General features: G+C 61.5%; 11 protein-coding genes. All 11 read left to right on the top strand.

The window, feature by feature from the left end; translation table 11 throughout:
• The first annotated feature begins 63 nt into the window (after window positions 1-63).
• On the top strand, window positions 64-2,097 hold the full coding sequence (locus ABTV87_RS07720) for a calcium-binding protein (RefSeq protein WP_085605741.1): 2,034 nt from the start codon (window positions 64-66) through the stop codon (window positions 2,095-2,097).
• 246 nt (window positions 2,098-2,343) lie between these two features.
• Window positions 2,344-3,117: a glucose-1-phosphate cytidylyltransferase gene (gene rfbF / locus ABTV87_RS07725; protein ID WP_085605742.1), complete on the top strand. Its 774-nt coding sequence runs from the start codon at window positions 2,344-2,346 to the stop codon at window positions 3,115-3,117.
• A complete protein-coding gene (gene rfbG, locus ABTV87_RS07730; RefSeq protein WP_085605744.1) occupies window positions 3,099-4,181 on the top strand; it encodes a CDP-glucose 4,6-dehydratase in 1,083 nt (360 codons plus the stop codon). Before rfbF ends, rfbG begins: the two co-directional genes overlap by 19 nt.
• Window positions 4,178-4,738 carry a dTDP-4-dehydrorhamnose 3,5-epimerase gene (rfbC, locus tag ABTV87_RS07735; RefSeq protein ID WP_085605746.1) on the top strand — a complete coding sequence of 187 codons (561 nt, stop codon included), beginning with the start codon at window positions 4,178-4,180 and terminating at the stop codon, window positions 4,736-4,738. The genes rfbG and rfbC overlap by 4 nt, the downstream gene beginning before the upstream one ends.
• Window positions 4,735-5,961, top strand: coding sequence for a methyltransferase domain-containing protein (locus ABTV87_RS07740; RefSeq protein ID WP_433899216.1), 1,227 nt, complete (start codon window positions 4,735-4,737; stop codon window positions 5,959-5,961). The genes rfbC and ABTV87_RS07740 overlap by 4 nt, the downstream gene beginning before the upstream one ends.
• The gene (locus ABTV87_RS07745) at window positions 5,958-6,809 is read left to right on the top strand and encodes an NAD-dependent epimerase/dehydratase family protein (protein ID WP_433899217.1); all 852 of its coding nucleotides are present in this window, start codon (window positions 5,958-5,960) and stop codon (window positions 6,807-6,809) included. The genes ABTV87_RS07740 and ABTV87_RS07745 overlap by 4 nt, the downstream gene beginning before the upstream one ends.
• The gene (locus ABTV87_RS07750; RefSeq protein WP_433899218.1) at window positions 6,806-7,879 is read left to right on the top strand and encodes a class I SAM-dependent methyltransferase; all 1,074 of its coding nucleotides are present in this window, start codon (window positions 6,806-6,808) and stop codon (window positions 7,877-7,879) included. Before ABTV87_RS07745 ends, ABTV87_RS07750 begins: the two co-directional genes overlap by 4 nt.
• Before the next feature lie 17 nt (window positions 7,880-7,896).
• The gene (locus ABTV87_RS07755) at window positions 7,897-8,634 is read left to right on the top strand and encodes a cephalosporin hydroxylase family protein (protein ID WP_007958324.1); all 738 of its coding nucleotides are present in this window, start codon (window positions 7,897-7,899) and stop codon (window positions 8,632-8,634) included.
• Window positions 8,635-8,689: 55 nt separating this feature from the next.
• Window positions 8,690-11,605 carry a glycosyltransferase family 2 protein gene (locus ABTV87_RS07760; protein ID WP_433899219.1) on the top strand — a complete coding sequence of 972 codons (2,916 nt, stop codon included), beginning with the start codon at window positions 8,690-8,692 and terminating at the stop codon, window positions 11,603-11,605.
• Between the two features lie 30 nt (window positions 11,606-11,635).
• Window positions 11,636-12,637: a UDP-N-acetylglucosamine 4,6-dehydratase (inverting) gene (gene pseB, locus ABTV87_RS07765; RefSeq protein ID WP_007958320.1), complete on the top strand. Its 1,002-nt coding sequence runs from the start codon at window positions 11,636-11,638 to the stop codon at window positions 12,635-12,637.
• On the top strand, window positions 12,634-13,791 hold the full coding sequence (pseC, locus tag ABTV87_RS07770) for a UDP-4-amino-4,6-dideoxy-N-acetyl-beta-L-altrosamine transaminase (protein WP_221533345.1): 1,158 nt from the start codon (window positions 12,634-12,636) through the stop codon (window positions 13,789-13,791). The genes pseB and pseC overlap by 4 nt, the downstream gene beginning before the upstream one ends.
• The last annotated feature ends 31 nt before the right edge of the window (window positions 13,792-13,822 follow it).

Genomic DNA, 13,822 nt, shown 5'->3' on the forward strand with positions numbered 1-13,822 from the left:
TGCAGGTGTGCACTCGGCAGCTGAGGGATCAAACCGGTTTTCAACCACGCAAGGAAGTAGCAGATGTCAGTGATTTATGGAACGAGTGAAGCCGACCTCATGAGCGGCAGTGAAGGCAATGACGAACTCTACGGACTGGAGTCGGATGATCAGATCTGGGGGACCGCGGGGTCCGATCTGCTGGATGGCGGAGAAGGGTTCGATTCGGTGAGTTATCAGGTGATGCCGCAAGGCGTCAGCGTCGATTTCCGCGAGGGACTGGCCACTGTCTCCAAGGCGGGCGGCTCCGTCGATACCCTGGTTGGCATCGAAAAAGTCATCGGCAGCGCCCACGGTGACACCCTCGCCAGTTCGATCGCCGGCGTCACGCTGGCAGGCGATAACGGCGATGATGTGTACATCGTCGGCAGCGAAGGCGTGTCGATTATCGAAGACGAGTACGGCGGTTATGACGAATTGCGCACCAGCGTCAACATCCAGAAGATGGACCCGTTCCTCGACAAGATGACATTCACTGGCACCGGCGACTTCAAGGGTTACGGCAATGCCGGGGCGAACGTGATTATCGCAGGTGCCGGCAATGACATTCTGTGGGGCGGTGACGGTGGCGATCAGTTCTTTGGCGGTGAAGGATTCGACACCGTCAGCTACACCGACAGCCTTGAAGGCGTCAGTATCGAACTCTCCAGCATTTGGGGCGCCACCGGCATTGCATGGGGCGATACCTACTCGAGCATCGAGGCCGTGCAGGGTTCGAACTTCAACGATGTGATCTTCGCGGGCGCAAGCACGATGGTCATGGACGGTGCCGATGGCTTTGACGCCGTCGATTACAGCCCTTCCAACGATGCGGTCAGTATCGAGTTTCGTGATGGCAAGGGCTTCGGTTCCGGCGGTTACGCCGAAGGCGACACCTTTATCAATGTGGAAAAGGTTGTCGGAACGAACCTGGACGATCACTTCACCGCCAACTCCGGTGGCGTGACCTTCGAAGGTGGCTGGGGCAGCGACGTCTACACGATCAACAGCGAGGGTGTGACCATCATCGAGTCAGACTCAGGCATGGGTTATGACGAGCTGTACACCAGCCTGTCGGTCATGAAAATGGACCCGTTCATCGAGAAAATGACCTACACCGGCACGGCCGATTTCACCGGTTATGGCAACGATTCCGACAACCACATCTTCGGCGGCAGCGGCAATGACCTGTTCTACGGTGGCGCCGGACGGGATGTCTTCATCGGTGGCGCGGGAACGGACATCGTCAGCTATGACGACAGCGATACGGGTGTGGTGGTCAACCTGTGGAGGATTGGCCAGAACGGTACAGCTGAAGGGGACATGTATTACGACGTCGAAGGTCTGCAAGGCAGTCGTTTCAACGATGTGATGGATGCCGGCCGCGAGGACGCGATCCTGGAAGGTGGCAACGGCGACGATGTGATCAATGGCAACGATGGCAACGATCACCTCTACGGCGGACTGAAATCAGGTCTCGATGGAGATGTCGCGCAGGCCGACACGCTGTCTGGCGGCTCGGGCGATGATGTTATCGTCAGCGCCGTGAATGACCTGGGTACAGTGGCCCACGGTGATCAGGGCAGTGACACCATCACGGTCCACGACGGCAGTGCCTTTGGTGATGACGGTTATGACGTGCTCACCGGCACCGGCAATAGCTATCTGTTGTCCGGTGGCAGCGGCAACGACGTGCTGAACCTCAATCTCCCGGGGCAATCGGGCACTGGCGGCATCGCACTGGGCGGTATGGGTGACGATACCTACATCGTGAACACCACCGGGCTGGTAACGATTCAGGACGAAGGCTGGGACCTCAATGACACGCTGATCCTGAATACTGTCGCCAATCTCAGCCAGCTGAACGTCACTCGCATCGGTGATGACGCCTATCTGCATGGCACCAACGACGGCAGCGTCGGCGTTCCCGACAGCGGCGTGAAACTGCAAGGCTGGTACGCCGAGTCTGCCGGGTATCCCGGGTATGCCGGGTACAACAAAATCGAGCATCTGCAGACCGCTGACGGTCAGGTCTACGACCTGCCGGCCACGATCGATGGGTTCGCGATGTTTGGCTGATCCGCCCGATTGATTGAAGTAGCTTGATGAAGGGATGAGTCCGGCAACGGATTCATCCCTTTTTTCATGCCTGCATTTCCTCGCCGACGCGGTGCTGGCGGAGCTGGCGCGTTTCCTGCAAGTCCCCCTCAAATCGCCATAAAACGAGCGCTCGCGGTCATTCACCTGCGCCCGGACTGGCAAAGGTTCAGCCGCAAAGGCCTGCAGCAGCGAGGCCGAGCCCTGTGACGTAGAAGAGGGGAGACGATGAAGGCAGTTATTTTGGCGGGTGGCCTCGGCACGCGCATCAGTGAAGAGTCGCACCTCAAGCCCAAGCCAATGATCGAGATCGGCGGCAAGCCAATTCTCTGGCACATCATGAAGCAGTATTCCGCCCACGGAATCCACGACTTCGTGATCTGCCTCGGCTACAAGGGCTACGCGATCAAGGACTTCTTCGCCAACTACTTCCTGCACACCTCCGACGTCACGTTCGACATGCGCAACAACCGCATGGACGTGCACCAGAACTACAGCGAGCCGTGGAGCGTCACCCTGATCGACACCGGCGAGGAAACCATGACCGGTGGCCGCCTGCTGCGCGCCGGCCGTTACCTCAAGGATGAAGAGGCGTTCTGCTTCACCTACGGCGACGGCGTCTCCGACATCAACATTGCGCAACTCGTTGACTACCACAAGGGTCACGGCCGTCTGGCGACCGTCACCGCCGTGCAGCCGCCGGGCCGCTACGGCGCCCTTGAGCGCCATGGCGATCAGGTCCTCGGCTTCACCGAAAAACCGCGCGGCGACGGCGGCTGGATCAATGGCGGCTTCTTCGTGCTGTCGCCAAAAGTCCTGTCGTACATCGCCGGTGACGAAACCACCTGGGAAGCGGAGCCCCTGGCTCAGTTGGCCCAGGACGAACAACTCAAAGCCTTCGAACACGAAGGTTTCTGGCATCCAATGGATACCCTGCGCGACAAGAACCATCTCGAAGCACTGTGGCAGAGCGGGGAGGCCCCATGGAAGCAATGGGCCTGAGTCCTGAGTTCTGGCGCGGCAAGCGGGTTCTGGTCACCGGTCACACCGGTTTCAAGGGCAGCTGGCTGACCCTGTGGCTGCAAAGCCTCGGCGCGCAAGTCAGCGGTTTTTCCCTCGATCCGTCGACCGAGCCGAGCCTGTTCGAACTGGCGCGCGTGAACGAAGGCATCAACGATCAGCGCGGCGACCTGCGTGACCTCGGCGCCTTGCTTGAGATCATCGCTGACACCGAGCCGGAAATCGTTCTGCACCTGGCGGCTCAGCCGCTGGTGCGCGAAGGCTATCGCGATCCGCTCGGCACTTATTCCAGCAACGTCATGGGCACCCTCAATCTGCTCGAAGCGATTCGTCAGGTCGGTTGCGTGCGGGCCTGCGTGCTGGTGACCACCGACAAGGTCTACGCCAACAAGGAATGGCTGTGGCCGTACCGCGAGGACGAAGCCCTCGGTGGACACGACCCTTACAGCAGCAGCAAGGCGTGCTGCGAGTTGCTGGCGCAGTCTTACGCGGCATCGTTCTTCCCGGCCGACAAGTACGCCGAGCACGGTCTGGCGCTGGCCACTGCGCGGGCCGGCAACGTGTTGGGCGGCGGTGATTTCGCTCCTGAACGGCTGATTCCCGATGTCCTGAAAGCCTGGTCGGCAGACGAGCCGGTGACCCTGCGTTACCCGCAAGCCGTGCGCCCGTGGCAGCACGCGCTGGAGCCGCTGGCCGGCTACCTGCAACTGGCCGCCGGGCTCTATGAAGAAGGCCCGGAATACGCTGGTGCGTGGAACTTCGGCCCGGGTGAAACGGACATGTGCAGCGTCGGCGAAGTGGTCGAACTGCTCGCCAACCGCTGGCCTCAGGCCCGTGGCCTGCGCCTCGAAAAGAGTGACCTGCACGAAGCTGGTCTGCTGCGCCTGGACAGCAGCCGCGCCCGTCAGGTGTTGGGCTGGCAGCCGCGCTGGTCGTTGCAGCAATGCCTGACCCAGACCCTCGACTGGCACCTGGCGTGGCAGAACGGCGATGACATGCGCACCGTGACCCTCGGCCAACTGAACCTGTACCGGGGCGCGCTGTGAGCGAGTTTTCCTTGAAACCGTTGCCGCTGGCCGGGTTGTTCAGCGTCCAGCACAAACGCTTCGAAGATCAGCGCGGGCACTTCGCCCGGCTGTTCTGCGAAGGCAGCCTGAAGGCGTTCGGCAGTGAATTTCACATCCGCCAGATCAACCATTCCTGCACCCGCGAGAAGGGCAGTGTGCGCGGTCTGCATTACCAGAATGCCAACGCGCCGGAAGCCAAACTGATCACCTGCCTGCGCGGTGAGGTGTGGGACGTGGCGGTAGACCTGCGCCCGGACTCGGAAACCTTCCTGCACTGGCACGCCGAGCACCTGAAGGCCGGCGACGGACGCAGCCTGCTGATTCCGGCCGGCTTCGCCCACGGTTTCCAGACCCTCACCGAAGATGCCGAACTGCTTTACCTGCACAGCGCCGATTACGCGCCGGAGCACGAGGGCGGTCTGTCGGTGAACGATCCACGGCTGGCGATTGCCTGGCCGTTGCCTGTCAATAAATTGTCAGCGCGTGATTCCAGCCATCCCGCGCTCGATCAACACTTTGCTGGAGTGCGTCTATGAACTGCCGTGGGTGCGCCGCACCGCTGAGCCTGCCGCTGATCGACCTCGGCACCTCGCCACCGTCCAACGCCTATGTGCATGCCGATCGGCTGGAGCAGGCCGAACAATGGGTGCCGCTGAAGGTCGCCGTGTGCCAAGAGTGCTGGCTGGTGCAGACCGAGGATTACACCAGCGCCGACAGCCTGTTCGACGCCGAGTACGCCTACTTCAGTTCGTTCTCCAGCACCTGGCTGGCCCACGCCGAGCGTTATGTGGCCGAGATGGTCGAGCGCTTCGGCCTGACCGCCGACAGCCGCGTGGTGGAAGTCGCGGCCAACGACGGCTACCTGCTGCAATACGTGGCCGGTCGCGGCATCCAGTGCCTGGGCGTCGAGCCGACCCGCAGCACCGCGCAGGCGGCACGGGAAAAAGGCCTGGAGATCCGTGAACTGTTCTTCGGTCGCGACACCGCCGCCCAGCTGAAAAGCGAAGGCTGGGCCGCCGACCTGATGGCCGCCAACAACGTGCTCGCTCACGTGCCGGACATCAACGATTTCCTTGGCGGTTTCGCCAAGCTGCTCAAACCGACCGGCGTCGCCACCTTCGAATTCCCGCAACTGCTGACGCTGATGGCCGGCGCGCAGTTCGACACGCTGTATCACGAACACTATTCGTACCTGTCGTTAACCGCCGTACAAACGCTGTGCGAGCGCAACGGCCTGGAAGTGTTCGACGTCAGCCAGCTGACCACCCATGGCGGATCGCTGCGGGTGTTCGTCCAGCGCAAGGACGGCGAACGCCGCGTCGTGCAGCCGGCCGTGCAACAGCAGTTGCAGGCCGAGCTCGACGCCGGCGTGAAAACCACCGGGTACTACGCGACGCTGGCGCCGGCTGCCGAGCGCATCAAGCACGATCTGCTGCGTTTCCTGTTGCAGGCCAAGGCCGACGGCAAACGTGTGGTGGGCTACGGCGCCGCTGCCAAAGGCAACACCTTGCTCAACTACGCCGGGGTCAAACCGGATCTGCTGGCCTGGGTCGCCGATGCCAACCCGCACAAACAGGGCAAGTTCATGCCGGGCAGCCGCATCCCGATTGTCGCGCCGGCGCAGATCGATATCGAGAAGCCGGATTACGTGCTGGTGCTGCCGTGGAACCTGCTGCACGAAGTCAGTCAGCAACTGGCTCAGGTCCGTCAGTGGGACGGTCGCTTCGTGATCGCCGTGCCTGAGTTGAGCGTGCTGTGAAGGTTCTGGTCACCGGGGCCACGGGCTTCGTCGGTCGGCATCTGGTCGCAGCGTTGCTGGCCCGTGGCTGCACGGTGCGGGCGGTTGCACGCGACGCGCAGAAAGCCGCGGACATGCCGTGGATCAATGACGTCGAGTTCGTGAGCGCGGATATTCACGCGGCGGATCTGAACGTCGCGGCGCTGACCGAGGGCGTAGATGCGCTCGCGCACCTGGCCTGGCCTGGGTTGCCGAACTATCGGGCGCTGTTCCATTTCGAGCACAACCTGATGGCCGACTATCGCTTCATCAAAGGCGCGGTAGAGGCGGGCGTGAAGCAGGTGCTGGTGACCGGCACCTGCTTCGAGTACGGCATGCAGAGCGGCCCGTTGAGCGAACAGAACGACGCGCAGCCGGCCAATCCTTACGGTCTGGCCAAGCACACGCTGCACCTGTTTTTGCAACATCTGCAGCAGGAGCATTCGTTCACCCTGCAGTGGGCACGGCTGTTCTACCTGCACGGCGCCGGGCAGAACCCCAACAGTCTGTTGGCGGCGCTGGACCGGGCAATCGATGCCGGCGATGCGACGTTCAACATGTCCGCCGGTGAACAGCTGCGCGATTTTCTGGCGATTGAAACGGCCACCGAGTACCTCGCCGCGATCCTGCACAAACGCGATTTCGACGGCACGATCAACTGCGCCAGCGGCCAGCCGGTTTCGGTGCGGGCGCTGGTCGAACAGCGCGTGCGTGAGCGCGGCGCGACCATCGGCCTGAACCTCGGCCATTACCCGTATCCGACCCACGAACCGCTGGCGTTCTGGGCGGTGACCGAGCGCTTGCAACAGTTATTGGGAGAGCCGCAATGAGGCACGAGTTGTATCGGGTCACCGACCTGCCGGTGCTGCAGAACCGCACCTTTGCCGATCCCGAATCGGCGAAGGCATCGGCCAGCGCCGACATGTTGCTGGTGCAGGATGAGCGCAGCGGTCTGATCTTCAATGCAGCGTTCGACGCCGACAAGCTCAGCTACGACGCCGACTACCAGAACGAACAGGCGCATTCCGGCCAGTTCCAGAAGCACCTGGGCGATGTCGAAGGCATCATTGCCCGGCACTTCAAGGGTCAGGAACTGATCGAAGTCGGCTGCGGCAAAGGCTATTTCCTGGAGCTGCTCAAAGGTCTGGGCTACCGCATCACTGGCATTGATCCGGCCTACGAAGGCGAAAACGTCGACGTGATCAAGGCGCCGTTCACCCGAGGCCTGGGCCTTGAGGCAGACGCCATCGTGTTGCGTCATGTGCTGGAACACATTCAGGATCCGCTGAGCTTTCTGGCGGTGATCGCCGAAGCCAATCAGGGCGGCGGGCAGATCTACATCGAAGTGCCGTGCTTCGACTGGATCCTCGAACACCGCGCCTGGTTCGACCTGTTCTACGAGCACGTCAATTACTTCCGCCTCGATGACCTGCGCCGGATGTTCGGCACCGTGCACGAGGCCGGTCACCTGTTCGGCGGCCAGTACCTGTACATCGTCGCTGACCTCGCCACGTTGCGCCTGACCCCGGAACAACCGGTGCCGCGTCTGGCCTTGCCGGACGATTTCACCGCCAGCCTCCAGCGCGCGGTGCAGATCATCCAGGGCGCGCCCGAGCAGGGTTCGGCGATCTGGGGCGCCTCGTCCAAAGGCGTGATCTATTCGCTGTTCCTGCAACGCGCCGGTGTGGCGGTGGATCGCGTGGTCGATATCAACCCGGCCAAGCAGGGGCGTTACCTGCCCCTGAGCGGTGCCCGGGTGTCCTCGCCGCAAGAGGCGATGGACGCCTTGCCCGAGGGCGCCAACCTGTTTGTGATGAATTCCAATTACCTCGAAGAGATCAAGCGGATGACCGGTGGACGTTACGTCTATCACGCCGTCGACAGCGCTTCGTTCCAGTGACCCTTGAGATTTTGAAAATGACCGACAACAGCATCAACAAAGCTTTTGAAGCCGAATGCCGCGAGCAGATCGCCCAGCAGGGTGACGACCAGAAACTGACGGGCCTGGCCCGCGATTTCTTCAACGAATCGGCCAAGCACAAGTACAGCTACCACTTCTCGTGGATGGGCCGTCCGATCATCCAGCTGCCGCAAGACATGATGGCCATGCAGGAAATCATCTGGCAGGTGAAGCCGGATCTGGTCATCGAGTGCGGCATCGCCCACGGCGGTTCGATCATCTACTACGCCTCCCTGCTGGAACTGCAAGGTCACGGTGAAGTGCTGGGCATCGATCTGGACATTCGTCCGCACAACCGTGAAGCCATCGAAAGCCACCCGATGAGCAAGCGCATCAAGATGATCGAAGGATCGAGCATCGACCCGGCCATCGCTGCCCAGGTGCGTGCGGCTGCCGAAGGCAAGAAAGTCATTCTGGTGCTCGATTCCAACCACACTCACGACCACGTGCTCGAAGAGCTGCGCCTCTACGCGCCACTGGTGTCGGTCGACAGCTACTGCGTGGTGATGGACACCGTGGTTGAAGACATGCCGGCCGATTTCTTCCCGGATCGTCCATGGGGCCCGGGCGATAACCCGAAGACTGCCGTGTGGAAATACCTGGAAGAGAACAAGGATTTCGAGATCGATGTTCAGCTGCAGAACAAGCTGCTGATCACCGTGGCGCCGGACGGCTATCTGCGTCGCGTTCGTTAATTCGCAACATCACCAAAGCGTTGTCTCGGCGAGTCGCCGGTTGTGGAGAGAAGTTATGCAAGGCAAGTACAGTTCTGAACTGACGCTACCGCTCAACGAGTTGTTGACCGTAGTGCTGATTACGCACAATCGTCCGGCGTTCCTGCGTCGGGCGGTGAAGTATTACAGCAGCTTGCCCTGCAAAATCATGGTGCTGGACTCCACGGCCGAACGCCCTGAAGGTGACTTTTCCGCGGTCGACTATCACCACGTGCCGCAGTTCGCCTACTGGGGCATGCAGGCCAAACTGGCCTATGGCGTGGAGCAACTGACCACGCCGTATATGGTGCTGGCGGCCGACGACGACTTCATCCTGCACGATTCGCTGACCGAGTCGGTGGGCTTCCTCCAGGCAAATCCCGACTACGGCATGTGCCACGGCTACTGCCTGATGTACCTGTCGATGGCCGGTGATGTGAGCTACTACCGCCGTGACAAGAAAGTCATGGAAGACTACTCGTCCGAGAAGGCTCAGGATCGGGTCATCGATTACATGAGTCAGTACATCCCGCCGTTCTACGCGGTGACCCGTACCGACCTGATGAAGACCTGGCATTCGGCACTGCCGCCAGGCACCAGTTTCCAATGGCAGGAAATCGGCCACGTGTACTTCCTGCTGGCCAGTGCCAAGGCGCGTATCCTGCCGATTCCTTACGTGGTGCGCGAGATCAACTACGGCAACTCCGAGCACAGCACCGAGGTTTACCACTCGCTGACGTACGCCGACGCGAAGTCGGTGGCCGAGCGTGAAGCCTTTGCTGAATTCCTCGCCGGGTTGCCTACTGCGATCCAGGGCCTGGATGCAGAACAGAGCAAAGCGTTTGCCCTGCAAAGTTTCGAAGCCATGGTCGACAGCCTGCAAAGCGGTCGGGCGCTGACGGCGGAACTGATTGTCCAGTCCACCTGGAATCAGGTGCTCAAGGTGCCGGATCGTCGTTTCGGGCCGTTGCAATACGTCGAAATGCCGTTCTATAACCAGGCATTCTTCGATCGTCTGGCGCAGTTCGAATTCATGCTGCACGCGATGCCCGCCGGCCGCGTTCAATTGCAGGGGCTCGAAGGGGTGTGGACGCGTCAGGCGCATCTGCTCCAGGCGCGCAATAACGACACGCAGGACAGTGTGCTCGAGCGTCTGTGGCAGGCCCACGACCTCAATGCCTTCAACCGTACCGTGAACAAGCGTCTGGTGGCGCAACTGGAATTGTCGGGAGAAGACGAAGAAGCGCAAAAAATGCGTGACTGGATTGCACGGCTCGATGCGCTGACGGTGGAAGATCACCATCGCACGTTCGACGCCATGCAGTCCGGCCGGCTGCTCAAGTGGCTGGATTCGCGTCAACCGCAAGCCGGACAGGTCGAGGCGATTGCCGAGCATCTGGCCGTCAACGGTGGCGGTCAGCAGTTCGGTATTTTCCTGCTGGATCTGGACAACGATATCGACAAGCTGCAAGTCAGCCTCGACAGCTTGCTCGAAGGCCAGTGCAAGACGTTCAGGATCGTTGTGTTCACCACCGGTGAAGCACCGGCGGCCACCACCGCACAGAACACCCTGCATTTTGTCCGCGTGACGCCGGGCAACCTGATCGACAAACTTAACCAGAGCGCCAGTCAGTCGCCATCCGACTGGGTGCTTCTGGCGCAAGCCGGGGACGAGTTCACCGCCAGCGGCCTGTTGCGTGCCAGCCTGGAGCTGATGAACGCCGGTGATTGCCGAGCGGTGTCCACCGACGAAATCCAGCGCGCGGAAAACGGTGCGCTGGTGGACGTGTTCCGTCCGGGCTTCAATCTGGATCTGCTCCTGAGCCTGCCAGCGATGATGGCGCGTCATTGGTTGATTCGTCGCGACGCGCTGGTCGAGGCCGGTGGTTATTCGGCGGACTACAGCAAGGCGCTGGAATTCGATCTGCTGCTGCGCATCATCGAGCAGGATGGCCTCAACAGCCTGGCCCACCTCGATGAGCCGCTGCTGATCACTCAGGCACCGGTGCTTGAAGAGAACGCTCACGAGCGTCTGGCACTGTTGCGTCACCTGGGCAATCGTGGCTACAAGGCCAAGGTCACTTCATCCGTGCCGGGCATTTACCAGATCGACTACCACCACAGCGATCGTCCTCTGGTGTCGATCATCGTGCCGGCAGGCGACGATCTGCCGGCCCTGCAACGTTGCCTGGAAGGCGTGCAGTTGCGCACCCGCTATCAAAAATACGAAATCCTGGTCGCCACCACTGGCGCTCAGTCAGCGCAAGTCAACGACTGGCTCGGTACCTATCAGCATCCGAAAGTCCGGGTGCTGCGCGTTGATCAGCCGCTGAGCGCGCCGGCGTTGTACAACGCGGCCAGCCAGCAGGCGCTGGGTGAGTATCTGGTATTGCTCGCGGCCGACGCAGAAGTGGTCAACCCGAACTGGCTCGACTCGTTGCTCAACCACGCTCTGCGTCCGGAAGTCGGCGTAGTCGGCCCGAAACTGGTCGACCGCGACGGCAAGATCAGCCAGGCCGGTCTGATTCTCGGCATGAACGATGGGGTTGGCTCGGCATTCGTCGGCGAAAAACACGACGCCCAGGGTTACCTGTACCGGTTGTCCGTGGATCAGAACTACTCGGCGGTTTCTAATGTGTGCCTGATGGTGCGCAAAGAACTGTTTGATGCTTTGGGCGGTCTGGACGACAACACATTCACCGAAGGCTTCAGCGATGTCGATCTGTGCCTGAAAGCCGGCCAGGCCGGCTACCTGACCGTCTGGACGCCATCGGTGCAAGTCATCCATCAGGGCGATATCGCCCAGGCTGATCAGGCACTGGCTGCGTTGCAGGAAAAATGGGCGGCGGCGTTCGCCCGGGATCAGGCGTACAACGCGAACCTGAGCCTGACTGGCAAAGGCTTTGTGCTGAACGACAGCGCTTCGCTGAATTGGGCGCAGTTGATCGCCTGAAGCTGGCGTAAAGGGAACAGGACTCAAGACATGTTCAACGGTAAATCGATTTTCATCTCCGGCGGCACCGGCTCGTTCGGGCGCAAATTCATCGCGCGCCTGCTCGAGCAATACCAGCCCAAGCGAGTGGTGGTGTTCTCCCGGGATGAGCTCAAGCAATACGAAATGCAGCAGACGTTCAACGCGCCGTGCATGCGTTACTTCCTCGGTGACGTGCGCGACGCCGATCGTCTGCGTCAGGCCATGCGCGGCATCGATTACGTGGTGCACGCCGCGGCGTTGAAGCAGGTGCCGGCGGCGGAATACAACCCGACTGAATGCATCCGCACCAACGTCAACGGCGCGGAAAACATCATCGCCGCCGCCATCGACAACGGGGTGAAGAAAGTCGTTGCGCTGTCCACCGACAAGGCCGCGAGCCCGATCAACCTGTACGGCGCCACCAAGTTGCTGTCGGACAAGTTGTTCGTCGCGGCCAACAACATTGCCGGCGAACAGCAGACGCGTTTCGCCGTGGTGCGCTACGGCAACGTCGCCGGTTCACGCGGGTCAGTGGTGCCGTTTTTCAGCAAACTGATCGCCGATGGCGCGACGGAGCTACCGATCACTGACGAGCGCATGACCCGCTTCTGGATCACCCTCGATCACGGCGTGCAGTTCGTGCTCGACAGCTTTGCGCGGATGCACGGCGGCGAAGTGTTCGTGCCGAAGATCCCGTCGATCCGTGTGGTCGATCTGGCTCGCGGCATGGCCGAGCATCTGCCGCACAAGAACGTCGGCATCCGTCCGGGCGAGAAACTGCACGAGCTGATGGTGCCGCTGGACGATGCGCGGATGACCCTAGAATTTGCCGATCACTACACCATCCAGCCGTCGATCCGTTTCACCAGCGTCGACGTGGATTTTGCCGAGGACAAACTCGGTGAGCGTGGTGTGCCGGTCGGCGAAGATTTCGAGTACCGCTCCGACACCAACCCGCACTTCCTCTCGGTGGGGCAGATCGCCGAGCTGCACGCGAAGCTCTCGGTATGATTCCTTACGGTCGGCAGAGCCTCGACCAGACGGACATCGACGCGGTCGTCGAGGTGTTGCAGTCCGACTGGTTGACCCAGGGCCCGACCATCGAACGCTTCGAGCAGGCGATGGCCGAGCGTTGTCAGGCCGACTTCGCCGTGGCGGTGTGCAACGCCACGGCGGCGCTGCACATTGCCTGTCTGGCGGCGGGGCTCGGCGCGGGTGACCGTTTGTGGACCACGCCGAACACCTTTCTCGCGTCGGCCAACTGCGGGCGTTATTGCGGCGCTGACGTGGACTTCGTGGACATCGATCCGCTGACCTGGAACCTTGATGCCGAAGTTCTGGCGAGCAAACTCGATGCTGCCGAGCGCGACGGCACGCTGCCCAAAGTGCTGGTGGCGGTGGCGTTCTCCGGGCAGAGCTGCGACATGCGGCGCATTGCCGAACTGGCCGAGCGCTACAACTTCACGGTGATCGAAGACGCTTCCCACGCGGTCGGCGCAAGCTATGCCGGGCGTCCGGTGGGCTGCGGTGAATTTGCCGCGATGACCGTGTTCAGCTTCCATCCGGTGAAGATCATCACCAGCGGCGAAGGCGGCATGGTGCTGACCAATCGCCCGGAACTGGCCGAGCGTCTGCAACGCCTGCGCAGCCACGGCATGACCCGCGATCCGCAGCAGATGACCGAGCCCAGCCACGGCCCGTGGTACTACCAGCAGGTCGAGCTGGGTTTCAATTACCGGATTACCGATCTGCAAGCCGCGCTGGGCCTGTCGCAGTTGGGCAAACTGGACGAGTTCATCGCCCGTCGCCGGGCGCTGGCCGCGCGTTACGAGCGCTTGCTGGCGTACTTGCCGGTGACTGTGCCGAGCCTCCAGCCGGAGGCCGAATCGGCCTGGCATCTTTATGTGGTGCGTTTGCAGACCGAGCGCATCAGCCTCAGCCACCGTCAGGTGTTCGAAGGCTTGCGTGCCGCCGGTATCGGCGTGAACCTGCACTACATTCCGGTGCATTTGCAGCCGTACTATCGTGACCTGGGTTTCGCCGAGGGTGACTTCCCCGAAGCCGAGCGTTATTACGCCGAAGCGATCAGCCTGCCGCTGTTCCCGTTGCTGAGCGATCAGCAGCAGGACTACGTGGTCGAGCAATTGCGTCGGTTGACCGAATGATTGCCGCCGCGGCGGTGGATGGAAAACGGTA

Source organism: Pseudomonas sp. PSE1(2024) (genome assembly GCF_050990555.1).
GTDB classification, from domain to species: domain Bacteria; phylum Pseudomonadota; class Gammaproteobacteria; order Pseudomonadales; family Pseudomonadaceae; genus Aquipseudomonas; species Aquipseudomonas aphyarum.